The 26727-nt window shown below is 35.3% G+C and carries 14 protein-coding genes and 1 pseudogene; 11 read left to right on the plus strand and 4 right to left on the minus strand.

Annotation, left to right across the window (positions count from 1 at the left end):
• Window positions 1-180: 180 nt before the first annotated feature.
• Both OZP09_RS02235 and OZP09_RS02240 read right to left on the minus strand, forming a co-directional pair.
• Window positions 181-2130, minus strand: coding sequence for a RagB/SusD family nutrient uptake outer membrane protein (locus OZP09_RS02235; protein ID WP_281310210.1), 1950 nt, complete (start codon window positions 2128-2130; stop codon window positions 181-183).
• 24 nt (window positions 2131-2154) lie between these two features.
• The gene (locus tag OZP09_RS02240) at window positions 2155-5289 is read right to left on the minus strand and encodes a SusC/RagA family TonB-linked outer membrane protein (RefSeq protein WP_281310211.1); all 3135 of its coding nucleotides are present in this window, start codon (window positions 5287-5289) and stop codon (window positions 2155-2157) included.
• A gap of 448 nt (window positions 5290-5737) precedes the next feature.
• On the opposite strand from OZP09_RS02240, the gene OZP09_RS02245 reads away from it, so the two are divergent.
• From OZP09_RS02245 to OZP09_RS22640, 3 genes and pseudogenes are all read left to right on the plus strand, one after another.
• Window positions 5738-6265 (plus strand): helix-turn-helix domain-containing protein, encoded by a 528-nt coding sequence (locus OZP09_RS02245; protein ID WP_269235004.1) that lies wholly within the window; start codon window positions 5738-5740, stop codon window positions 6263-6265.
• Window positions 6265-6717 carry an IS3 family transposase gene (locus OZP09_RS02250; protein ID WP_269236327.1) on the plus strand — a complete coding sequence of 151 codons (453 nt, stop codon included), beginning with the start codon at window positions 6265-6267 and terminating at the stop codon, window positions 6715-6717. The genes OZP09_RS02245 and OZP09_RS02250 overlap by 1 nt, the downstream gene beginning before the upstream one ends.
• Window positions 6707-7095, plus strand: a pseudogene (locus tag OZP09_RS22640) (transposase). The gene OZP09_RS02250 and the pseudogene OZP09_RS22640 overlap by 11 nt, the downstream one beginning before the upstream one ends.
• Window positions 7096-7183: 88 nt before the next feature.
• Here the strand turns inward: OZP09_RS22640 and OZP09_RS02255 are convergent.
• Together OZP09_RS02255 and OZP09_RS02260 are read right to left on the minus strand one after the other, a co-directional pair.
• On the minus strand, window positions 7184-8725 hold the full coding sequence (locus tag OZP09_RS02255) for a RagB/SusD family nutrient uptake outer membrane protein (protein ID WP_281310212.1): 1542 nt from the start codon (window positions 8723-8725) through the stop codon (window positions 7184-7186).
• Window position 8726: 1 nt separating this feature from the next.
• Window positions 8727-11870 carry a SusC/RagA family TonB-linked outer membrane protein gene (locus tag OZP09_RS02260; protein WP_281310213.1) on the minus strand — a complete coding sequence of 1048 codons (3144 nt, stop codon included), beginning with the start codon at window positions 11868-11870 and terminating at the stop codon, window positions 8727-8729.
• A gap of 420 nt (window positions 11871-12290) precedes the next feature.
• On the opposite strand from OZP09_RS02260, the gene OZP09_RS02265 reads away from it, so the two are divergent.
• The 8 genes from OZP09_RS02265 (at window position 12291) to OZP09_RS02300 (ending at window position 26679) form a co-directional block, all read left to right on the plus strand.
• Window positions 12291-15092 carry a glycosyl hydrolase gene (locus tag OZP09_RS02265; protein ID WP_269236329.1) on the plus strand — a complete coding sequence of 934 codons (2802 nt, stop codon included), beginning with the start codon at window positions 12291-12293 and terminating at the stop codon, window positions 15090-15092.
• A 20-nt stretch (window positions 15093-15112) separates the two neighbouring features.
• Window positions 15113-16237 carry a glycoside hydrolase family 88/105 protein gene (locus OZP09_RS02270; RefSeq protein WP_269236330.1) on the plus strand — a complete coding sequence of 375 codons (1125 nt, stop codon included), beginning with the start codon at window positions 15113-15115 and terminating at the stop codon, window positions 16235-16237.
• 112 nt (window positions 16238-16349) lie between these two features.
• Window positions 16350-19316, plus strand: coding sequence for a glycoside hydrolase family 2 protein (locus tag OZP09_RS02275; protein WP_269236331.1), 2967 nt, complete (start codon window positions 16350-16352; stop codon window positions 19314-19316).
• Complete coding sequence (locus OZP09_RS02280; RefSeq protein WP_281310214.1) at window positions 19300-21108, plus strand: prolyl oligopeptidase family serine peptidase; 1809 nt, start codon at window positions 19300-19302, stop codon at window positions 21106-21108. The genes OZP09_RS02275 and OZP09_RS02280 overlap by 17 nt, the downstream gene beginning before the upstream one ends.
• A 209-nt stretch (window positions 21109-21317) precedes the next feature.
• Entirely contained in the window at window positions 21318-23126 is a 1809-nt protein-coding gene (locus OZP09_RS02285; protein WP_269236334.1) for a type VI secretion system Vgr family protein, read from the plus strand.
• 9 nt (window positions 23127-23135) lie between these two features.
• Window positions 23136-23471, plus strand: a complete 336-nt coding sequence (locus tag OZP09_RS02290; RefSeq protein WP_269236335.1) for a hypothetical protein — start codon at window positions 23136-23138, stop codon at window positions 23469-23471.
• A 5-nt stretch (window positions 23472-23476) separates the two neighbouring features.
• Window positions 23477-25903: an HET-C-related protein gene (locus OZP09_RS02295; RefSeq protein ID WP_281310215.1), complete on the plus strand. Its 2427-nt coding sequence runs from the start codon at window positions 23477-23479 to the stop codon at window positions 25901-25903.
• Window positions 25900-26679, plus strand: coding sequence for a DUF7738 domain-containing protein (locus OZP09_RS02300; protein ID WP_269236337.1), 780 nt, complete (start codon window positions 25900-25902; stop codon window positions 26677-26679). The genes OZP09_RS02295 and OZP09_RS02300 overlap by 4 nt, the downstream gene beginning before the upstream one ends.
• Window positions 26680-26727: the final 48 nt, after the last annotated feature.

Genomic DNA, 26727 nt, shown 5'->3' on the forward strand with positions numbered 1-26727 from the left:
AAATTAAAACCACTTAATTTTTTTTATCAATTACCATTAAATTCCCAAACTATATTTTGAAAGATTTAATGTTCAAATTTCCCCACTATATCTCTCTTAACAATCCTGTTGCACCCTGCTCTCAAGGATAAAAAAACCGTCTCAAAATTGAGACGGTTTAGAAAAAAAATAACAGATATATTAATAACCCGGATTCTGCATTGCTTGTTTTTCAGCAGAAGTCAAAGGAACTCCATTAGCAGTAATTCCATCTAAGAAAGTTTGAGGAATAGGACGCAAAACATGGGTATCTTTAATATTTGGAGAAGCTTCTGGATTATAAGCCTTAGCTCTGGCAACTAAAGTTTTGGTTCTACTCAAATCTTCCCATCTATGAAACTCACCGCAAAGTTCTCTTGTGCGTTCATTAAGTATCAAACATAGCATTCTGTCATAATCACTACTGTAACCCAATTTTGCAATTACTGCAAGATCTTCAGCTGGCAATGTTGTAATCGTACTGATTGACAAAGTAGTAGCATCAGTTGTTGGAGTGTTAATATTATTAGACTCATAATAAGAATTTTCACCTATGTAAGAAGGAGGCACATTATTTTGTCCAGATACTGTCCATCCCGCTAAACCATCTACATAAGCTGCACGATTTTCACCAGCTTTAAAAGTTGCTCTATTGCGAACAGCATTAATATAAGGCAGTGCATCACTAAATGAAGCCGACCCAGCTTTTGCTAAACGAACTTTGGCTTCTGCTGCCATTAAATACGTTTCTGCAGAACGAGCCAAAATTATATCTCTTGATCCTCTCGTATTTGTTAAATCAATCCTGGAACCATCTAAATATTTACTTAAAGATGCAAAATACCTGTGTAAATCAGCAGAGAATCCAATTTTATCTGCTGCATAAGCTGCTATTACAGTAGGAATTGTTTTGCCCGTTTTTGGATTAATTATGATATCATTATTTCTACTATTTGTAAAACGGGTATCAGTTGATGCATTTAATAAATACATAACACCTAAATCCCCATTTACATATTTGCCCGATGCTTTATTAACATTAAGTTTTGTTTGAAAACTTTTCCAAACACGGGAATCATTAACCTTATCAAATACATCGTAAGCGAAATACGTTGGAGCCAAACGGCTAAATGGTCTTCCTCCAGCAACGTTACGCTGCATATATGGCAATTGGTCATAGACGGAAAGGAAATACAAATGCTGCTGATTAGAACCCGTATTTAGCAAACTTGAATTAAACTGACCTGCTAATATTATTTCAGGCAATTTTTCATTAGCTCCGTCTGCCACCGTAAAACTCCATAAATTAGCAAAGTTAGCAGCTAATGGATGACGAGCAATAACCTCGTCTGACAAAGTAACCACTTTTTGCAAATCTGCCGTTTTTGTTGCTGAATTCCAACTGTCGTTTATTTCACTTGCACGAGCTAAATAAGTTTTTGCTAAATAATGTGCAGCTGCATCTTTTGTAATTTTTGCAGATCCACCTGCATTATCAAGCAAGTCGTATGCTTGTGTAAAATCGCTTATTATTTGTGTAAAAACCTGCTCTGCTGTTGCTCTCTTAAATTCTGTCTCTGCAGTGGAGCTAACATCTAATTTTAATGGAACACCTCCATATTGACTTACGAGTCTTAAATAATTGAATGCTCTCATAAAATAACCTTCGCCTAAAGCAGTCTTTTTTATAGCATTATTTGTTGAAACGATTGCTGTAGCAGATGCTATTAATTGGTTGGCATTTCCAATTCCAACATATAAATTATCCCAATTAGTGTTGGCGACAACAGTGTTTGCGTTAGTTATCGTTATAAAAGAACCAAATCCAGATGCATAAGAATTCCAAATGTAATTTGATGAATCACTACCAGCCTGAAATTCATCAGTACCTGATTCTCTGGAAGTTAAAGGTACTTCACCTGCAAACTCTAAAGCAAAAACCTGATAATAGGTTCCAATTGCTAAAGCCTGAATTCCCGCTTCCGTTTTAAAATACTCACTGTTGTATTCTGTTGTTAACTTTTCATCCAGAAAATCATCACTGCAAGAACTGCTGAGGGCTAATGCAGCAACCAACATCAAATTAATATATAGCGTTTTATATTTTTTCATAATTATCATTATTAAATTTTAATCTTAAAGTTCTACGTTTAAACCTAAAGTAAATCCTCTATTAGAAGCCGTTGATTGTGTATCCATGTCCATCCATTTTGTTTTAGTCAAAATCATACCTGGATTCATGATTTGAAAATAAAGTCTTAATTTGTTAACTCCTGCTTTGGCTGCCATATCTTCAGTAAAGTTATACCCAAAAGAAATATTTCGCATTTTCAAGAATGTTCCATCTTCATAACCCAAAGTTGTAAAAAAAGGATCTCCAGTACCTGTAGAATAAATTGGTTTTTGATATTCAGCGTTCGTATTATTATCATTGTAATAATTAATTGATCTTTGACTTGTTTTACCACCTTGATTCTCACCGCCTGCATTAAAAATATATCCACTTTTTCCATAAATAAAGAATGATAATTCAAAATTTTTGTATCTAAAAGTATTTGTTAATCCCCCAATATATTTTGGATTAGTGCTTCCGATTACTACACGATCATTATTAGCATCAATTTTATAATCTCCATTTTGATCGACCGGTCTTGCGTTACCAAATGTAAAAACCGGAGTTGCTGAAAAAGCATTAAACTTAGCCATTTCCGCAGCATCTTCTGGTTTCCAAATGCCATTTGATGCATAACCATAAACTACATTTTGCGATTCTCCAATAAATAAACTGCTTAAAATATCATTACCATTTTGTAATTTCACAACTTCACTTTCCTGATATGATGCACTTAAATTTGAACTCCACTCAAAATCTTTTGCTTTTACGTTTATAGTATTTAATGTAAGTTCTACCCCGTTTCCTTTAGTTTCTCCTACATTTTTAAAAGTATCCTTAAAACCTGTAACCGGAGGTATGGTTGCTTTTAATATCAAATCAGTTGTACTACTAGTATAATACTCTAAAGATCCGGCTATTCTGCTATTTATAAAAGAGAAATCAATACCGTAGTTAAACTGTTTTGTTTTTTCCCATCCTAAATCTGGATTTCCTAAAGTTGGATGATTTACCAATCCAGAACCTAAAGGGTAAACAATACCCGTGAATCGTGTTTGTGTATCATAAGGATTAACAGAAGCGTTACCAGTTATACCAAAACCAGCTCTAAGTTTTAATTGGTTTATCCAGGAAACATCTTTTAAAAAGCTCTCTTGATTTAGATTCCATGCTAATGAGAGACTTGGGAAAAAATCCCATTTGTTTCCTTCTGCTAATTGTGATGCACCATCAAAACGTCCAGATGCTGTAAGTAAATATTTATCATTATAACCGTAAGTAACCCTTCCCATGTATGATAATAAACCTGACTCTATTAAACTAGAAGAATAATTACTAAGAGTTACATTAGCCGGGGTCAAAGCATTCCATTTGTTTTCAGGATTTTTAATATCATTTGCAGCCATCTGACTGTCTTCATAATTATAAACAGTTTTACTCTGTAAAAATGTCACGCCTAAATCGTGTTTGCCAAAAGATTTATTATAAAAAAGTAAATTATCCAAAGTATACGAAATTGTTTGCGCCTTAATTAATGATGCACTGCTTTTCCCACCAGTTGAAGAAGATTTGCCATCTAAATAAGCACCATCACGATATGAAGTAATATCTGGTCCAAAATTTAATCTGTATTTTAGACCATCTAATGCAGGAATAAGTTTGCCTATATCCACTTGTCCATAAAAACTACCAAATGCTCTTAAAGTAATACGTTGGTCCTGAGAATACTTATCTTCATCAACAACCGTTCTGATTGTATTATCTCCTCCTGGAAAATCAATTCTATTACCATTACTGTCATAAGGAACTGCATAAGGTAAATTTTGACGCGCCGAATTATATATACCAGTTGTACCATTAACCGACGTCCTTCCAATATTAGATTGTCCGTATTCATTTACACTATAACTTGTATTAATATTAGCCCCCATTGAAAACCAATTTGTTGGAGTTATATCTACATTAGCAATACCAGAATAGCGTTTAAAACTTTGTCCTTTTAATGTTCCTGTACTTCCTGTATAACCAAAAGAACCATATCCCTTCATTTTTTCAGTCCCTCCACTAACAGCAATCGTATGCTGCTGTGTAATTCCTGTGCGGGTAACAAACTTAGTCCAGTCTGTTGTTGCCACTTTAGAACCATCCCATACATCTTTACCGTTAGAATCCTTACTCCAACCTTTCAAAATATTTGCCCATGCAGAAGGATCAGATGATGCTAAGAAAATATTTGCATCATTAGTTGGATTAGGATTATCTCCTTTTGGAGTAGTGGTTGGAGCGGCATAATATCTTGACCATCTACGAAACTCAATGTATTCTCCTGCTGACATCATCGGAGCATTTTCATGAATCTCTTCAGTAGTAACTGCAGTGCTATAATTTAAAGTAAATTTGCCATTTTTACCTTTTTTAGTAGTTACAATAATAACTCCATTAGCACCACGGGAACCATAAATAGCAGTCGCGGATGCATCTTTTAAAACATCGATTGACTCAATATCAGTAGGATTCAAGAAGTCAATACCTCCAGCATTTGAATCACTGGAATTAGCTATTGTTTGACCTAATGCCCCAGACAAAGGCTTGCCATTTATCGGAACGCCATCAACTACATAAAGAGGTGCATTTGAAGCTGAAATAGAACGAGGCGCACGAATAGTAACTTTACCTACTGTGCCAGGACGTTCATTTGATGTAATATCTACCCCGGCAGCCTTTCCCTGCATTGCCTGAACAGCATTTTGAACTGGTCTGGAATTTATTACCTCAGAACTTACGCTCACAATTGATCCCGTAAGATCTTTTTTCTTCTTTACCCCATACCCAACAACAACAACTTCTTCTAGGGAATTATCTAACTCCTTCATTTCAATATTATACACTCCGGCCTGAGTAATAATCTTTTCTTCTGTCTTAAAACCTATAAAGCTAAATACAAGAGTTGTTCCTGAGGAAACGTTAATTGTATAGCTACCATCCAAGTCAGAACTCGTTCCTTTTTGAGTTCCCTTAATAAGTACATTAACGCCCGGTACCGGAAGCCCCGAAGCATCTTTAATAACCCCTTTTACCGTTGTATTCTGCGCATAACCAGATACCTGTAATAATACAAATACCGTTATAGCCAACAGAAGGCTAAATCTGTTTTTCATAAAGTTAATTTTGGTTAATTGATAGTTAGTTTATTACATTATTAAAATCTACATTCTTATTAATTCATTTTAAATTCAATTACTTTAAGTGTTAAAATCCACAAAATAGTTTCCTACAAAAAGGATTAACAAAACTAAAATGTTAAAAAAAATTACTAAGAAAAAAGAATCAATTATGCAATCGATTACACAAATGTATTATTTTTTTTTATAATAAAATAAATAAGTTAAAATTATATTTAATAATTAATTAATTATCAATAAAAATAAATATAAACCAAATAACGAATAAAATAATATTCAAAAAAATAGATAAATTATCATAATATGTAATCGATAACATTATTTATAAACTGCAAACATTAAGGAAATCTTACAAATAAAAACAAAAAACCGTCCATGTTATGAACATGCCCCAAAAAGTTAGACACTATTTGGGGCATTTTTTATGAACAGAAAAGTAAAATTCAATTATGCATTTAAGTTAGAATGTGTAGAATTAGTTTTAAAGAAACATTATTCGAACGTGTATGTTTCAAGATTGAAGGGTTTGGACGAGTCCAATATCCGTAAATGGGTAGCTTTTTATAAAGCATACGGCAAAGACGGCTTATTACCTAGAAGGAATCATAATTATACGGTTGATTTTAAGTTAAAGGTTCTAAAAGCCATTAAAAAAGAATCACTTTCCTTACGCGAGACCTCGGTGAAGTTTAATATTGCCGATGCAGCTATTCTGTTAAAATGGCAAAAAGATTTTGCTAACTTTGGAGTTGAAGCATTACAACCAAAACCCAAAGGCAGGCCCAAATCTATGAGCAATTTCAAACGTAAAAAACGCAAATCAGACAAGCCATTATCCAGGGAAGAAGAACTTCTCTTGGAAATTGAAGCCCTGCGCTGTGAGAACGATTTGCTAAAAAAGCTACAAGCCTTAATTCAAGCCGAAGAAGCAGCCAAAAAGCGCAAGCCATAATGGAATTAAGGCATTTATATGATTTAGATTTACTTTTGAATCGTACTAATATGGCACGTAGCAGTTTTTACTACTATGAAAAACAAAACAAATCTGTGGATAAGTATCAAATCATAAAAGAATTTATAAAATCCATTTATCACAAGCACAAAGGTCGTTATGGCTATAGAAGAATTACCGACGAATTGAACAATAAAGGGATAACTATCAATCATAAAACAGTTTTCAGATTGATGAAGCTATTAGGGCTAAAAAGCATTATTAGAATAAAGAAATATAAATCATATAAAGGGGAACAGGGCAAAATCGCACCTAATATTTTGGAACGCAATTTTAAATCAGAAGCTCCAAATAAAAAATGGGCAACCGACATAACCGAGTTTAATGTATCAGGAAAAAAACTATATTTATCGCCTATTATAGACTTATTCAACCAAAATTATCAGTTATGAGCTAGCGGAACGACCCGTATTTAGTCAAGTGGTCGTGATGTTAAAAAAAGCATTTAAGAAAATACCAAACAATACTAATTTGACCTTACATTCTGATCAAGGCTGGCAATACCAAATGAAACAATACCAGCATTTATTGAAAAAAAAGGAATCGTACAGAGTATGTCCAGAAAAGGGAATTGTCTGGATAATGCGATTATAGAAAACTTCTTCGGGATATTAAAATCCGAATTGTTTTACCTTAAAAAGTACAGTTCTATAAGTCAATTAAAACAAGATATCGAAAATTATATTATCTATTACAATAGAGAAAGAATCAAGTCAAATTTAAACAAAATGAGCCCGATACAATATCGAGCTCATCATTATCAAAATTAATTATAAATTTGTCTAAACTTTTGGGTGCAGTCTATTATTGGACGGTTTTTTCTACAACAAAACAAATATTCTTTGAAACTTATTTATATTAATCATAGCCTAAGTTTTGATCATATAAACCAGGTACTGCCAGCATCTCCTGCAATGGAATTGGATAAAGCAACATATTTGCATCGATAGTCCTAATTTTATTACCTGTATCTTCTGCAGCTTTCCATGCATTCATAATTGTTATAGCCTTACCGGACCTGATTAAATCAAACCATCTTGTTCCTTCTGAAAAGAACTCTTTTCTTCTTTCCTCAAATAACTGATCCAAAGTAACATTAGAAGCATTTGCTGTTACTCCCGCCCTTATTCTTACCTGATTTACAATTCCATCTACATCTGCCTGGGTTCCACCTCCTCCATGAAGTGTACATTCAGCCATAAGCATTAATATATCTGTGTAGCGGATTACCATAAAATCGACACCCCAGTCTTCGCGACCGCCTGTTCCATATCTAGCAGGATCAATATATTTTTTGTAGACTGGAAGTGTATAACTTCCTTTGTAAGTCCCGGAAGCAACCGTATAACTTGTTGCAATCCCCACAGTCTTTCTGTTATCATTAGCAGCAAACATGTTTAAGAAACCCGTTGAAATTGGTCTTGGCTCCAAAGCCCCTTGATTTGAACCTATTCCAACCGAAGCAAAATAAGGCTCATATCCTACTTCAACCATAAAATTTCCTCCAACCGAACCGGTTAAACTTTGTGTGTAAGGAATGGTAAGAACATTTTCTTTATTTGCAATACCCTCATCTTTAAATATTTTTGCATAATCTGTCCCAAATGTATACAAACCACTTATTTTGATATCATTCAATTGCTGATATGCTTTATCCCATTCATTAAGACCAAGCATTGCTCCATCAATCCCGTAAGTAGGGCTTGAACGTGTCATGTAAACGAGACCCAACAAGGCTTTTGCCCCATATTTAGTAACCCTTCCAAAATTAGCTGCATCATACGATGGATTCAGATCCGGAATGGCAAGTTCTAAATCTGAAAGAATCAAATTATAAATATCCACAACTGGACTTCTTCCAATCTTTGCTGCTTCTTGCGCCGTCATTGTTTTGGTAATTAGCGGAACCCTACCAAACCATCTTATTAAGTCAAAGTAGCAAAAAGCTCTTAAAAAACGGGCCTCGGCAGCAATTGAAGCTTTATCTGCAGGATTTGTAAAAATCTGATCTCCTTTTTCAGCAATTTTTTCTAATAATTGATTGGCCTTATTTATGGCATTAAAATTACTTACATAAGCTTCCCTTACATAAGTATTAGAGCTTATAGAAGTATAAAAGCTGTTGATTCCTTCCCAATCTCTAGAGGCTGTGGTCAATGCCAACAAATTATCAGATCTCGTTTCACTTAAATTTAATACCCTATTTGCATAACCATAAGTACCCGTGCCATGAAAAGCAACCGAATATACTGCGTTTCTTGCCTGAATAAAATCTCCCGGTGTAGCATAAAAATTTTCTTCAGTTCCCTGTGATAAAGGAATCTGTGTAAGCTCATCTGTACAGGACGCTGAACCTAACAAAAGCATATTAGCAGCCAATAAATAAATATATTTTTTCATTTTAATTAAAATTAATGTTAAGACCTAAAACTACAGATTTTGCTAAGGGTGCACCTCCATAATCTACAGGAACAGCAAAATCGCTATTTGAGCTTCCTGACGTGTTCACTGCCTCAGGATTAAAACCACCATCGTATTTATTCCAATTAAACCAGTTTTCACAAGTTACATACAACCTGGCATTATCAATTCTTTTTAAGCTTTTAACAGCCTCTTTCAAATTATAACCAATTGAAAGACTTCTTATACTAAGATAATCTGATTTATACATCCAGTCAGAATTTGCCTGATAACCAAAAGAAGTCTTCCAGTTACCTCTGACTGCAGGATCAACATTTAATGCATTTTCTACAGAACCCATCCCTGTACGGTTAATTGCTCTTCCTGTTAACCCATAAACTGTTCCTCCATTTTGACCTTGAACCAATATGCTTAAATCTAAGTTTTTATATTTAAAAGTATTTGTTATACCCCAAGTGTATTTGGGAGTTGGGTTCCCTAAATCAACACGGTCTTCAGCGTTGATTTTTTTATCATCATTCTGATCCACATATCTTGGATCTCCCAAAACTAATTTATTACCGCCAATAGTGGTTCCTCCTGCATCGATATCTGCCTGTGTTATGACACCATTTTGCTGTAAGCCAAAAATTGTATACATCGGTTTTCCCACTTCTAATTTTATAAAAGGCACATTTGCAGCAAAATCGTTGTTAATTTCAATTTTAGTCTGATCGGGGCCTAATGCCAATACTTTATTCTCGTTATGGCTTAGATTTGCAGAAGTTCTCCATTCAAAATTAGAAGTCTTTACGTTTACAGTATTTAATTCAAATTCCCAACCCTGATTTTGCACTGCTCCAACATTGGTAAGATAACTTGTAAATCCTGATGCAGCAGGCACAGGGAGTCTAAGCAATAAATCTGTATTCTTTTTTCTATACATGTCGAACGTTGCAGAAATTCTGTTTTTTAAAATTGACAAGTCCAATCCGAAATCAATACTTCTAGATTGTTCCCAATGCAACGATGGATTTCCAATAGAATTAACTCCTTGTCCAATTGCATTAGCAGCACCAATTGAATAATTAAATGATGCTAATGTTGAATATGATGAATAACTTCCTATATTATTACTACCGTTAGTTCCTGTGCTTGCTCTTAATTTTAAATCCGTCAGCCAATCCACATTTTGCAAAAAGAACTCTTGTTTAACTCTCCATCCCAACGAAAGTGAATAGAATGTCCCCCATCTGTTATCGCTTCCAAACTTAGAAGAGCCATCACTCCTAACACTGGCAGAAAGCATGTATCTCTCTTTAAAATCATATTGAAATCTACTAAAAAAAGACAATAAAGTATTTTTTTCAGCATTTGTAAAACCAAGAGATCCTGTTGGCAGTGTTTCTATTGTTGAGCTATTATAAAGTCCTCCTGAAGAAAGATTTGATCGCGTAATTTTATACGAACTGAATGACTCTCCCAAAAGAACATTAAAACTATGATTACCTATAGATTTATTAAAATTTAAAGTATTCTCATTTACAATGTTCAACCTTCTGTAAGTATTGTATGCCCCACGGATACTTGCCTGTACATCATTAGGCGTATAGCTTTCAAATGTATTATCAGAATTATCAAAGTTTATAGTACTTTTCAAAATAAAGGCTTTTGCAAATTTATAATCAGCATAAGTAGATACAATATTTCTATACATCGAATTTTTACCTGTTCTGGCCAAGGCATTAAGCATATTTGTTGTACTGCTTCCCCATGCGTATCGGGTAGTGTATTTCTCACCAGCTGCATTTGGTGCGCTTTCAAAAACGGGAGTTGCTGTTAAAGCCTTGAATAATGTATTATCCTTCCCTTCAACGCCTGGATCATTTCTTTCAGAATAAGATGGAGAAAAATTAATACCTATTTTAAAGCTTTCAGATAATTTAAAATCTATATTAGCTCTTGCAGAAAACAAAGTATAATCTGTACCTACAATATATCCTGTATTTTTTTGATAATTTGCAGAAACGTAATAATTGACTACATCAGTTGCTCCCGAGGCAGATAATTGATAATTACTAAACTCTCCGGTACGAAAAACTTTATCCTGCCAATCAATATAATCTAATCCTGGATGTCCAGGCATGTCCCATCTGTCATCATATAAATATGTAAAATATCTGTTATTACTTGTAGTAAGTGGAGCTGAGGGATTTACTGCATTATAAGCTGCAATACGCTCAGCATTGGTTTGATTTGCAGAAGCACCAGCAATCCCTGAACTCACCCATTGACTATCAATCATTGTTTTTGCTCTTTTGATCCATCCTTCAGCAGACAACATATCAACTCTGTTAGCTTCTTTGTTTATACCACCGTAAGTGTTAAAAGTATATTTTGTTTTTCCCTTTGTACCTTTTTTTGTGGTAATCAAAACAACACCATTTGCTGCTCTAGAGCCATAAATAGATGCTGCTGCTGCATCTTTCAATACTTCAATAGAAGCAATATCATTTGGATTCATATTATCTAATGGGCTGCCGTTTGAAAATCCCCCATTAGCATTTGATCCTTCTGTTGAAAGTGGAAAACCATCAATTACATACAAAGGCTCATTACCGGCAGTGATTGAACCAGCGCCACGAATTTCAATACTAAAAGGCTGACCAGGTAAACCAGTAGTTTGTTTTACACGAACCCCAGCAATCTGACCAACCAGTCCCTGATCGACTCTGGAAATTGGTCTTTCTGTAAAACTTTCTGTTTTAATACCTGATATTGCTCCTGTAGTTAATTTTTTCTTTTGCGTCCCATAACCAATAACTACAACTTCATTTAAGCTAGAACTTTCATTCTCTAAAACAACATCATAATTATTTGTAGATCCAACTTTTAATTCTTTGGAGACGAAACCCACGAAAGAAAAAACCAAAGTCTCTCCTGATGAAACAGATATTTTATAACGACCATCGAAATCTGTACTTGTTCCTCTATTAGTACCTTTAACTAATACATTTACACCCGGTATAGAGAGCTTACCAGAATCAGTAACCGCTCCCGTCACCTCTTTACTCTGCGAATAAGCTGATGTATGCAACAATGCAAACATGGCAATAATTAGCAGAAGATTAATTTTGTTTTTCATAAAAAAGTTAAATTCGTTAATAAATTAGTTTAATCAAATTTATTTAGAACCGTATCCGACAGCATCCTGTAGTATCCTGTTAACATTCAATATATTATGTCCTTTATTTAATCTTTAATTAACAAGAAATTCACAACTTACTGATTAGCAACAGTAAATACAGCTGTGTATTTGAATTATAAAAAAACAAACTTTAACTAATTTTTTTTTTCACATTAGCACTTTTTTACCCAAAATGATATTAAATAAAAAAAAATATAATTTTATTATTATACACTAAAATATTATGAATAATAAACAACAGGACGGAACAGGATAGCAATTTCGTAAATCACATTTATATTTACTTTTCATGATTTATTTGCTTTCAATACCAACTTCAAATAATTTTTCTATCAATCACTGTATATAATCATCATAATGAAACATACGAAAACCCTGCTTGCCTTTTTATCTGTTTTTTGTTTTGTTCTTAATTCATTTTCCCAAAAGTCAGATAAATCCCCCTGGCCAGATTCCAGTAACATAAATCAGCCTTGGACACGTTGGTGGTGGATGGGAAGTGCGGTGGACAAACCTAACTTAAAAAAGAGCCTTATAGATTTTCATAAAGCCGGAATTGGCGGTGTAGAAATTACCCCTATATATGGTGTAAAAGGTGAAGAAAACAATTTCATCGATTATCTTTCTCCAAAATGGATGGACATGCTCGATTATACTATTCATGTTTCGGATAGTCTTCATATGCAGGTTGATATGGTTTTAGGTACCGGATGGCCTTACGGAGGTTCTCATGTTACCCTGCCTCATGCAGCCACAAAACTGATTGTCGAAAAATATCAGCTAAAAAAGAATGAGACAATAGATCGTTCTATTAAACTTGAAGATACTAAGGAAAAAACTCCGGCTGAACTTTTATATGTAATTGCATACGGCAGCGATGGAAGTTATGTTAATCTAACAGATCAGTTGAAAAATAAAAATTCAAAACTAAATGATAAAGGTATTGATGGAACTTCTCTAAGCTTACCTAACAATTCAGAACCAAACAAATTAAAATGGAAAGCCAAAAAAACAGATTACACTATTTATGCTGTTTTTAGCGGCAAAACCGGCCAAAAGGTAAAAAGGGCAGCTCCAGGAGGAAGTGGCTATACGCTGGATCATTATTCTAAAGAAGCATTAAACGCTTATGTAGTTCCTTTTAACAATGCTTTGAAAGGACGCGAGGGGAAAATCAGGGCTATTTTTAATGATAGTTATGAAGTTTACGGAACGGATTTTACGCCAAATTTTTTCACTGAATTCCAAAACCGTAGAGGATATGATCTTAAAAAACAATTACCTGTGCTGTTAAGTGAATCTGACAATGAAATAGCAAATAGAATAAGAAGTGATTACAGACAAACTATAGGCGACTTATTACTGAATAATTTTGATAAGCCGTGGACGCAATGGGCCAATTCAAAAAACTTCAAGACCAAACTTCAGGCACACGGATCTCCCGGGAATTTGATTGATTTATATGCTTCTGCGGATATTCCTGAATGTGAAACTTTTGGATCAATGCCTTTTGATATTCCGGGTTTCAGACGTGAAAAAGACGATATACGTGAAGGTGATGCTGATCCGGTAATGCTTAAATTTTCTTCATCGGCAGCACATATTTCAGGAAAAAACCTGGTTTCGTCTGAAACCTTTACGTGGCTAAGAGAACATTTTAAAACCGCGTTATCACAATGCAAACCAGAAGCTGAAGATTTAATGCTAAATGGTGTCAATCATATTTTTCTTCATGGCTCTACTTATTCACCGGAAAGAGCTGCATGGCCAGGATGGAAATTTTATGCTTCTGTAAATTTCAACGCAAACAATAACATTTGGGAGGATGCTCCTTCCTTGTTTTCCTATATTTCCAACTGCCAGTCCATGCTGCAACAAGGAAAATCAGACAATGAAATTTTACTTTACTGGCCTATTTTTGACACTTGGGACCAATATCATAAAGGAACTTTATTTTTTCAGTTCAAAATACATTCTTTAGATGAATGGCTGCACGGAACTGCTTTTTACAACACTACAAAAGAGCTAATGCAAAAAGGCTATGGAGTCGATTTTATTTCGGATAATTTTATTGCCGAAGCTAAAGTCGTAAATGGTAATATCGCTCTTCCAGGCGGTACTTTCAAGTCATTAATTGTTCCGTCCTGCAAAAAAATGCCTCTGGCCACTTTACAAAAGCTGATTGAATTACAAAAAGCCGGTGGTAAAGTAATTTTTCAGGGCTTACCTGAATCTGTGCCTGGTTTTAATGATTATAAAACTCAGGAGACAAAACTTCAGTCTGTTTTGACTGAAAACAAAGAGGCAGTAAAACCTGTTTTAAATATTTTTGAAACGTTAGAAAAGGCTCAGATATATCCTGAAACACTTGTCAATACAGGTTTGAAATTTATCCGAAGAAATATTGACGGCGAAAAAATATATTATCTGGTAAATCATACTCCAAAGACAATTGATGGATTTATTCCGTTAGAAATTGGCAACAAGGAAGTTGTCATTTTTGATCCTTTAAACAGAAACTTCGGAAATGCAGTCGTTCAGAAAACTGCCAAAAACACTTTGGTAAAAGTCAAAATTGAACCGGGACAATCTTATTTCCTTAAAACAGAGAATACTGCTTCGCAAAAAAAATGGAACTATTACGAGCCAGCTTCTGATGCAATTGTTTTGAAAGGAAACTGGAAAATTAATTTTGATAAAGGAGGACCAAAATTACCTCCAAGTGTAAACATTTCGAATCTGGAATCATGGACAAAATTTGGCGCGGAAGCCGAAGCATTTTCCGGATCAGCAACCTACTCACTTGAATTTGAAAATCCAAACGCTAAAACAGAATCATGGAGTCTAAATTTAGGCGATGTGCGCGAAAGCGCCAAAGTATGGTTAAACGATGAATTCATTGGCACGGCCTGGTCAGTTCCTTATAAATTAAATATCGGAAAATTAAAACCTGGAAAAAATATTTTAAAAATTCAGGTAACAAATCTTTCCGCTAACAGAATTCGCGATAAAGAATTAAAAGGCGAAGAATGGAAAGTTTTCTACGAAATCAATATGGTTGACAAAGACTATAAAAAATTCGATGCCACAAAATGGAACCCAATGCCTTCCGGATTATTAGGACCTGTTACGATCACAGCTTTAAAACAACAAAATTAATTCCTATAAAGAATACAAAAATGAGAAAATTACTTTTATTGTTTGTAGTATGCCTTTCATATACGAACACTACAAACGCACAGCAGCCATTTGATAAAAAATTAGTATTGAAGCAAATGATTCTGGCAAATGATTATTTTATGCAAAAATGGCCTGAAACTGGTAAAACTATTATAACTAACAAAGAACGTCCAAGCAACATCTGGACTCGTGGTGTTTATTATGAAGGATTAATGGCACTGCATGAAATTTTCCCAAAAGAGGCCTATTACCAATATGCTTATGACTGGTCAGAATTCCATAAATGGGGTTTTAACGGCGGAAACGTAACCCGCAATGCTGATAATTACTGTGCAGCACAAACTTATATTGATCTGTACAATTTAGAACCGGATCCCAAAAAACTAAAGAATACCAAAGCCAATATAAACATGCTATTGAACACGCCTCAACTAGACGACTGGTCATGGATTGATGCTATTCAAATGGGAATGCCGGTTTTTGCAAAATTGGGTGTTTTAGAAAAAGATAACCGCTATTACGAAAAAATGTATCAAATGTACATGTATTCTAGAAACAAACACGGTGATCACGGCCTTTACAATCCGAAAGATGGCTTATGGTGGCGTGACGCTGATTTTGATCCTCCTTACAAAGAACCAAATGGCGAAGATTGCTACTGGAGCCGCGGAAATGGCTGGGTAATTGGTGCTTTAGCGAAGGTATTGACTATAATTCCTAAAAATGCACCTCACAGAGAACAATATGTAAAAGATCTAAAAGCAATGGCAGCAGCTTTAGTTCCAATTCAAAGACCTGACGGATTCTGGAATGTAAGTTTGCATGATCCAACCAATTTTGGTGAAAAAGAAACATCCGGCACGGCTTTATTTGTGTACGGAATGGCTTACGGAATCAATAGCGGAATCTTAAAAAAAGAAACGTATTTGCCAGTAGTTGAAAAAGCATGGAACGCCATAACTAAAGATGCTTTACATGATACAGGTTTTTTAGGCTACCTGCAATCTACAGGAAAAGAGCCAAAAGACGGGCAGCCGCTATCCTACGATAAAATCCCTGATTTTGAAGATTACGGATTAGGTTGTTTTTTACTGGCCGGATCAGAAATTTATAAGATGAAATAATGTGGGCGTGCCCCTCCCAAAAAGGTCGGGTCGGGCTATACGTTCCCGCTTCCCGATAAAAAATCGGGGGAGCTCCACTTCTATCCCTCACGCAAACTAACCAAAGACCATCATGAAAAAAATACTCTTTTGTCTTGTTTTGATATTTCTCAATTCAGGTCTTTTTTCGCAAGAATTTAAAAGAGAAAAATACAATTTCAATTCCGATTGGAAACTAAAAACAGGAGATTTTCAAAATGCGGAATCTCCTGTTTTTGATGATACCAACTGGAGAAAAGTTACACTGCCTCATGCCTACAACCAGGAAGAGGCTTTTGAAAAGGATATTGACCACCATACCACCGGAATTGTATGGTACAGAAAGAAATTTAAACTTCCTAAAGGAGTCAAAGACAATAAGATTTTTATCGAATTTGAAGGAATTCGACAGGGAGGTGTTATTTATGTAAACGGAGAAAAAGCAGGCATTCATGAAAATGGTGTGATGGGCTTTGGGTTTGATATTTCTAAAATGATCAAACCTTTTCCGGCAGAAAACACAATTGCCTTAAGAATTGATAATGACTGGAAATACAGGGAAATAGCAACGAATTCTACTTATCAATGGAATAATATGAATTTTAATGCCAATTATGGTGGAATACCGAAAAACGTTTTTCTTCATATTACAAATAAATTATACCAAACACTTCCACTCTATTCTAACCTAAAAACTACTGGAGTGTATGTTTATCCATCTGATATAAATATTCAGGAACAAACTGCTATTATCCATGCTGAATCTGAAATTCGTAATGAATTTGATACAGAAAAAAAGGTAGAATACAATGTCGTTATTGAAGATATCGAGGGTAAAACAATTGCTTCATTTACCGGTGAAAAAGCAAGCCTTCTTCCTAATGAAACAAAAATTATTAAAGCCAGTAAATTCATTAATAATTTACATTTTTGGAGCTGGGGTTACGGCTATTTATACACAGTAAAAACCATTTTAAAAGTCGATGGAAAAGTCGTTGATGAAGTTTCTACTAAAACCGGCTTTCGCAAAACAGCATTCAAAAATGGCGAAATCTGGCTGAATGACAGAGTGATTCAGATAAAAGGCTACGCACAACGAACCAGCAACGAATGGCCGGCTATCGGAATGTCTGTTCCGCCATGGCTGAGTGATTTCAGTAATAAATTAATTGTAGAAGGGAACGGGAATTTAGTACGCTGGATGCACGTTACACCCTGGAAGCAAGATGTAGAATCCTGCGACAGAGTTGGCTTATTACAGGCAATGCCCGCCGGAGATGCTGAAAAGGATGCCAAAGGCGAACAATGGAAGCAGCGTGTCAACTTAATGCGCGATGCTATCATTTACAACCGGAATAACCCAAGTATTATTTTTTATGAGAGCGGCAATGAATCTATCAGCGAAGAGCATATGAAAGAAATGAAAGCCATCCGAAATCTATACGATCCCAACGGCGGACGCGCTATCGGCTCCCGTGAAATGCTCGACAGCAAAGAAGCTGAATATGGCGGGGAAATGCTTTACATTAATAAAAGTGCAGGAATCCCTTTATGGGCAACCGAATATTCAAGAGATGAAGGCCTTCGTAAATACTGGGACGAATTCTCTCCTCCTTTTCACAAAGAAGGTGCTGGTCCTCTATACCGCGATAAACCTGCTGAAGACTACAACCACAATCAGGACCGTCATGCCATCGAAAATATTACAAGGTGGTATGATTATTACAGGGAAAGACCCGGAACAGGAAAAAGAGTAAATTCGGGTGGTGTTAATATTATTTTTTCCGACTCCAATACCCATCATAGAGGCGAATCTAATTACAGGACCAGTGGCGAGCTAGATGCCATGCGTATTCCAAAAGACGGATTTTGGGCACATCAGGTAATGTGGGACGGCTGGGTTGATATCGAAAAACACCGTACTCACATTATGGGACACTGGAATTATGCTGATAAAGTGGTCAAAAACATTTACGTGGTTTCAACAGCCTCAAAAGTAGAACTTTTCATTAACGGAATCTCGCAGGGTTTTGGAAAACAAAGCAACCAGTTTCTCTTTACCTTTGAAAACATTGCTTTTAAAGAAGGTACTATAAAAGCGATTGGCTACAATGAAAAAGGAACTATTTTGAGTGAAGACTCCAAAATAACTGTTGGAAATCCAGAAGTAATCAGATTAAAATTAATTACGCAAAAACAGGGATTTTTGGCTGACGGTGCTGATGTAGCAATAGTTGATGTTGAAGTGATTGACAAAAACGGAAATCGCTGTCCAATCAGCAATGACATGATCGCTTTTTCTGTTGAAGGTCCGGTAACCTGGTTAGGTGGAATTGCACAGGGTCCAAAAAATTATATTCTTTCTAAAACGATTCCGGTTGAAAATGGCGTTAACAGAGTTATGCTACAATCTATGATAAAAAGTGGAAAAATAAAAATTTCGGCTACAGCCAAAGGATTAAAACCTGCAGAAGTGGCTTTTGAAAGTAAAACGATAAAGAATCAAAATGGACTTTCTACAGCAATTCCGGGTATTAATTTAGCGTCAAATTTAGAAAGAGGTCCTACTCCTAAAACACCATCATACACAATAAAAAGAAATCCTGTTGCTATAGTAAACGCTTCATCGCCTTCTAATAATAATGAGACATTTAAAAGTTATGATGATAACGAATTGACGGAATGGAAAAATGATGGGAATATAAAAAGTGGTTCCATAACGTATACATTGTCAAAACCTTCAATAGTGGATGAATGTGTAATTAAATTGACAGGATGGAGGTCTAAAATCTATCCAATTCGTATTTTAGCAGGTGATAAAGAAGTTTTCGAAGGAAATACAACGCAAAGTTTAGGCTATATCACTATTCCTTTAGAACCGGTTTTAGCTGATAAAATAACAATCGAACTCATCGGATCTAACACAGAAAAAGATGGATTCTCTAAAATTGTTGAAGTCGAAGCAAACAAAGATTTGGATTTATTTAAAGACCCAACAGCAGTAAATGCAAAAGGACAATTACGCATTGTAGAAATAGAATTTTATGAAAAAATCAAATAATTTAAACCGATTTAAGGCAGCCTTATTTTGTATTTCTTTAGGGATGAGTCTTTCTGTATTCTCACAAAAAAAGGAAATTCCGTTATGGGACAAAATTCCTGATGCGATTGAAAACAAAGAATATACAGAAAAAATAGTCACTAATAAAGATGGCATTGCTGTAGACGTACGCAAAGTAACAGTACCTACTCTGACAGCTTATTTTGCAGATCAGGAAAAATCAAACGGAACTTCCGTTATAATATGCCCCGGAGGTGCTTACGGAATGCTAGCCATTGACAAAGAAGGCTATAAAGTTGCCGAATGGCTTAACAGCTTAGGTATAAATGCTTTTGTTTTAAAATACCGATTGCCTAGCGATTTGATTATGAAAAACAAAACTGTCGGACCATTGCAGGATGCACAGGAAGCCGTTCGTCTGGTTAGAAGAAATGCAGTAAAATGGAAATTAGACCCTAACAAAATTGGTTTCATGGGATTTTCTGCCGGAGGTCATCTGGCAGCAACTTTAGCTACACATTATGACGATAAAGTTTATATTCCTTCTGATACAACAAGCGCAAAACCTAATTTCTCAATTTTGATTTATCCTGTAATATCTATGCAGGAAGGTATTACGCATCAGGGTTCTAAAGACAATCTACTAGGCAAAAATGTTCAGGGCGAAATAGTTGACAAATATTCTAATGAAAAACAGGTAACGGCTTCAACGCCCAAAACATTTTTGATTCATGCTACAGATGATAAAGCTGTGCCAGTAGAAAATAGTATCAATTATTACCTCGCTTTAAAAAAAGAAAAAGTCCCGGCAGAGATGCATTTATATGAAAACGGAGGTCATGGATTTGGTCTTGGCGTAAAAGGCACTAATGCATACTGGCCTGAAACCTGCAAAAAATGGCTGGCTGTTAACGATTATATTTTAAATTCTGATGGTTATGTATTCACTTATTTTAAGGGTAATGGCGAAGACGGACTGCATATGGCATACAGCGAAGACGGCTATAAATGGAATACTTTAAAAAATGATACCTCTTTTTTAACTCCTGAAGTTGGAAAAGATAAACTTATGCGTGATCCTTGTGTAATAAAAGACGGTGACGGCTTATATCACATGGTTTGGACTGTAAGCTGGACAGACAAAGGTATAGGTTATGCTTCCTCAAAAGATTTGATTCACTGGTCAAAACAGGAATTTATTCCGGTTATGGCACATGAAAACAAAGCAAGAAATACCTGGGCTCCGGAAATTACGTATGATGAAAAATCTAAAACTTATATGATTTACTGGGCCTCAACAATTGACGGAAAGTTTTTAGAAACCAAATCGGAAGAAGAAAAAGGATACAATCACAGAATTTATTACACAAAAACCAAAGATTTCAAAAAGTTCTCCAAAACCAAATTACTTTACGAACCTGGGTTTAATGTTATCGATGCTTCTATTGTAAAAACAGACAAAGGTTACACCATGTATTTAAAAGACGAAACCAAAGTACCGGTTCAGAAAAATTTAAAAGTAGCAACCAGTAAAAAACTCAAAGGTCCATACACAAAGGCAAGTGAACCTATTACAGGAAATTACTGGGCTGAAGGCCCTACTGCTATTCAAATAAACAATGAATGGATTGTATATTTTGATAAATACACTCAAAAGAAATATGGTGCCGTAAAACAAACCTCCAAAGGCTGGGAAGACATTTCTGATGAGGTTAGTTTTCCTAAAGGCACACGTCATGGAACTGTTTTGAAAGTTCCCTCAAAGGTAATTACTGAATTGAAAAAACTATAAGTTAAATATACCAATAACCTAATTGGGTTGTAAAATCTACTATTATAATTTGCTAAAAAACATTTTCATACTTTATTCCCATGTAATATATCATTACTTTATTATGTAGTAAAATAAATACAAATTATAACTTATTATATTTGTTAAAGTAATTTAAAATTCTATTTTTACAAAAAAAATCTTACTTAATAATTAATGTAAAAATAGTTATGGGACATTTTTCAGAACAGGTACATATCAGCATAGGGAGTTTTACCCAAAACGTCGTTTATCATAATTTAGAACTGTCACAAAAGATGGCCGATCACCATCATTTTTCTTTTGTATGGCAATACACAGGCAAGGCGATCATAAACCCCGCAGACCAGGCAAAGGCATTGCGAACCTATCTTGGCGATGAAGTTATCTTTACCTTTAAAAGCCTTACCGGAATAAGGTTGATGAGCAAAGGAATCATTACCGAGCTTTCATCAATAGACCTTCACGGCAGTGCCGAAGGATTGCATGTCAAAGGCATCAGCCACACTATTGTGCTGGACGATATGAAAAAGTCAAGAACCTATCAGCAAAGAGGCATGAATGATATCGTGCTCGATATTTTAGCAGAAGGACCGGGAGAATTCTATGAAAGGGATGCTATAAAATCGACTTACCTTCAGGAATTCAAATACCTGGCCCAGTACAATGAGACCAATTTTGATTTCTTGAAACGATTGGCCAGCCGATACGGGCAGTGGTTCTATTTTGATGGAATGCGGATGCAGTTCGGACAAACCAAAACCAGCAAAATAAAACTCATCAACGGGTCTTCGCTTCATGGTTTTAAAATCCAGACCAACATGGCTTCCCATAAAATTTCTTTGGGAGGGTATGATTACAATGGAGCATCCAACATTCGTAATGCCTCAGCAAGAACTTCATCAGGAAGCAAAGACAGTTTTTCTGCTGTAGTGGGACATAATCAGGGAACCGTTGCCCAAAACGATTTGAATAATGGAGCTTACACCACCAATGCCCAAAGCAGCGAAGAAATACAGGAAATGGTCAGACTGCAGACCGCAGGCAGCGACGCCAATAGTGTATATTACAGCGGAATATCTTATTTTCCGTTAGGACTTGGACAGGTTTTTAGTATCATAAACCAGACTGTAGAACACGAACTGATTGTGACAGAAGTAACACATGTTTCTCAGGTCCATGGAAACTATTCCTGTAATTTCAAGGCCATTCCGGCAGATGTTGCAGCCCCTCATTATACAGACGTACATGTATTTGCGAAAGCAGAAACACAGCCAGCAAAAGTAAAAGACAACAACGACCCGGAAGGATTGGGACGCGTAAAAGTACAATTCAACTGGGCAGGCGGAAACAATTCAAGTGATTGGCTTCGAATGATTCAGCCACATTCGGGTTCAGGAAAAGGATTTTACTTTATACCTGAAATTGACGAAGAAGTGCTGGTGGGCTTTGAAGGGAGCAATGCACAGAATCCGTATGTTTTGGGAACGCAATACAATGGAAATGCTACAAGCGGTTATGCAGACGGTCAGAATAATGTAAAAGCGATTCATACCAGAAGTGGACATATTCTAAAATTTACGGAAGACGAAAGTATCATTATCACAGATAAAATTGGTAATGAAATTCAGTTCGATACGATTGATGGAAATATCAATATTACGGCACCAAAAATCATAACCATGAATGCCTCTAATATTATTATGAATGCTTCTGAAAATATTACAACCACTGCAGGAATGAATATTACTGAAAGTGCAGGGGTTGATAAATCGACCTCTGTTGGAATGATGCATAGTACGATAGTTGGAGGTGATAGTTTATTAAATGTAACAGGAAGCCATTCAGAATATTTCGAAGGAGAATTACATTCGGAAACCAAAAAAGAGCGAAAAACCGTAAGTGAAGGTGAAATTGTTTCCCATACCACAGAAAAATACAAAATACATTCAGAAAAAGGAATAGAGAAAAACAGTAGTGAAAGTACCAATCAAAATTAATTCAAAACCATGGAAACTATTCACGGAATAACAATAATACAGAGAGAAGGTAGACTCCAAATGTTTTGCAATCATAAAAACCAAGCTGTCTATATAATAAATAACGATGAAGTAACCTATAAAGATCCGTTTGGCAATTCTATGTCAAACACATCCTGTCAAGTACAAATTAATGGGGAATCTTTTGAATTAAATCATCATGGTGAAGAGATCCGATTAAAAAACGGTACAACGATAATGCTATTGCCTAAAGAAGATATTCAGGATCTGGCCAACAAGACATTTTATGATGACGGGCAATTTAAAGTAATCGATTTTCTAACAAATACAATAACCTCAGAGTAAAAAGTATGTCAAGAACCAGATATGTAAAAGGTAAAATTACCGAGATCACTGGTGGTACTAACACCATATATGCCAAGAGCGGAATCAAATTTATTTCCGAAAAAAAAATCGAGATGTCTGCTCCGGAAACTACTTATGGAGAACCGGAAAAATATGTTCCCCCTCCTGTTAAAATTATAGAGAGCAACTATAAACTCAATAGTACATACGCACATGAACAATTAGTTTCCTTAGCTAAGCAATTGGATGAACTGCCATTTATGTTTTTTATGGTTGGGGTTTTTGGCAATGAAATTGAAGCCAGCGCCTTAAGCAAACTATACAGAGGTCTTAGTGATGGGACTATTAAAGTTCCTGAGATAGTCGTTACAAGAACTCCTATGAATGGAAGAAAAGCCAATTACAGTAACTATCAAAAAAAGATACTCGTATGGGAGCATTTTATAGATCTAGCAATAAAGGACAATGATGTGAGAGCAGAATTGATGGCTGCTTTGGTAGAAGAATATGGGCATCATATAGATAATTTATTAAGAACAGAGCTCGCAACCAATGGAATAAAAGATACCGATTATATAGACGAAGGTGCCAAGTTTGCCTACGCCTTGTTTAATTTTGATATTTTTAACGAAAAACAGCTTTGTTTTGCTACAGTAGAAACCTCAAATTTTGCAGGAGAACTTATAGTCGATTTTAGTGAGTTACATACAGAGCTAAAAGAATATGTAAACGAAGAAAAACAATATGATGCCAACCCAAACGAAGACAATGAAGGCTTTGGCGCAGGCTTTGAGGCAGGTATGCACGGGGGTATTGAAAGAGAAGCTTTAAAAGAGATGGTTAGAAATAGAAAACTAACCGAATTACAGGTAAAACAAATCTATTATGGCAACTGGCTTCGCGATTATTCTCAAATTATTTTAGAAAGCAGTATTAGGCTTGAAAAACCGGATATTGACAAAATAAAGCAAAGTGGGATAAAGCATCTTAACAGCCTGCTGAAAATGAATCCTTACAAAGTATCTCATGAGGGTTTGATAAAACTTTTAGAAATATTGGCCGCCAAAGAATTTGTGTTTGGCTCTGATAAATTCACTCCTAATTATCAAGATCATGTAAAGGTTTTTCAAAAAGATTATGGTGGGCTTACCAAAGATATTTTGGGAATCTATCGTCCTGAAGAACACATAGACAATCCAAAAGATTTAAATGATTTTAGCAGTCTGAGTATTTCTTTTCAGTATGAATACGCAAAAGGGCAGTACATTATGAAAAAGCTCTATGCAGGAGAAGACCCTAAATCACTAGTGTTAAATGACCTTAATGTAAAAAATTATATAGCGACAAAAGATACTCCTGATCCTTTAAGACCAACAGCAGATGCATATATGTTTCAACAAATAAAACTGGCGGTTCAATATGGTAAAAACAAAGACGGTTTCAGGCATTTGGGTGCCGCTTTTCATGTGTTGGAAGACTTTTTTTCACACACTAATTTTGTAGAAATTTCGTTGATAAAAGCAGGAAGTTTGCTACTGGACCAAAACAAAAATAGTACCTTAGGAAAAAATCTTTTGTTGGTATATCCATGGGTAGAAGGCAAACAGGGTCAGGATTACAGTACGATTCCTATAGTAACAGGTAAGTTTTTGTTAGACGATACCATGGCAAGCGTATTACCTAAAGTAGGCGAAAAAATGTTTCCTGTTGGAATACAGGATTATGTACAAAGAAAACCTGGGGACAGGACATTTCAGGATGCTTTTATACTCACCCTTTTAGAGGATTTATCAAAAGGACAGCAGTCTGATGGTCTGGAAAAATATCCGGTGTATATGGGAATGAAGGCCTCTGAAATATTGACTATGTATCAAAATTATTTAAAATTAATTGATGCGAAAGCAGCGGCAGTAGAATTTATTGGCTGGCCGGCGAGAATAATAGACAGGGGACTAAGCTATATGGGAGATTGTTTAACAACATTTAATAATATTGCATATAATTTATTTCTGGGTTCTGCAGATGATGATCTTAAAATAGAACAGACCGAACACAGTAATAAAAACTATGGTACCGACCCAACCCATACCCAAATTGCCAAAGATGCCCTTAATCATCCACTTAATCCTTTAGCGGCTGAGCTAGCCAAAATTGCAGTACAGGATGTTGCCGAAAAAATTCTGGAGATCTGGAAAACAAATAGCGATCCCACAGGAGAACAGCTTGCCAAATATGTAATAAACAAATATACGATACACCCAGTTTACCAGGCTGCTGACTGGGCGAATCAAACAGTTAACAAATGGAGTAATCAAAATAAAGATATTATACCAAGACTTCAAAGTGCTACTCTGTATGAACATGCCGAACAGGTAACCGAAAGAGTGATCAGCAACAAAAAAGTGCAGGAAATTTTAAACTATTTTAAATGAAACAATTAGCAATCATACTATTGAGTACTATACTCATGCAATGTCAAACCCCAAAAAAAGAACTCATGCCTGGAACCGAATTTTACATCAGCGAACATAGTATTACTTATAGAAATAATGAGTTACCTTTTGGTAAACCAATAGCCGAATGGATAAAGGTTTTTGGTAAATATGACAGAATATTTCAAACAACTATTTATATATGGGATGATTTGGGAATATATGTTTCTGAATCAGAAAAAAATACTGACATTGACGAACTCCATATATTCTTTATGAATCTCGACAGTCCTTTGGGACAGATGGGAAAACTAGAAGAAGCAAAAGGAAGAGTATCCGTAGCATTTATAAAAGAAAAAGATAAAAAAACAGGATGGTTTACTTCAGATGCGGATTACGCAGATATGGAAAAAAGTGAGACTGTAGGATCCGAAGCGCCAAAAAACTTCATTTATCCGTTTAAAATTTATTCAAAATCCTTAAATATAGAAGGTGCAGAAGTAAAAGCAGGGATGAAAGTATCTGATATTAATAAAAAAAGAGAAGAGGCAGATTTACCTGTCATCAAATATTATGATGCAGATCTTAATTCGAATCATGAAGACGGTTCAACGACTACTTTGTCAAATGGTTATTTCACTACTTTTAATGGTTTCCTGACTCCTGATGAACAAGCAAAAGCAGATTTTTATAACATCATGTACCGCCAGACCGAAGGTGAAATAGAATATATTCGTATTGTACATGATAAAGGACAGGAATATTATAAATATTAATTTTAACTTCTTTTAGTAGGATTTTAGTACAATACCAATAAAAAATTC

The organism is Flavobacterium flavigenum, assembly GCF_027111255.2.
Lineage (GTDB): Bacteria > Bacteroidota > Bacteroidia > Flavobacteriales > Flavobacteriaceae > Flavobacterium > Flavobacterium flavigenum.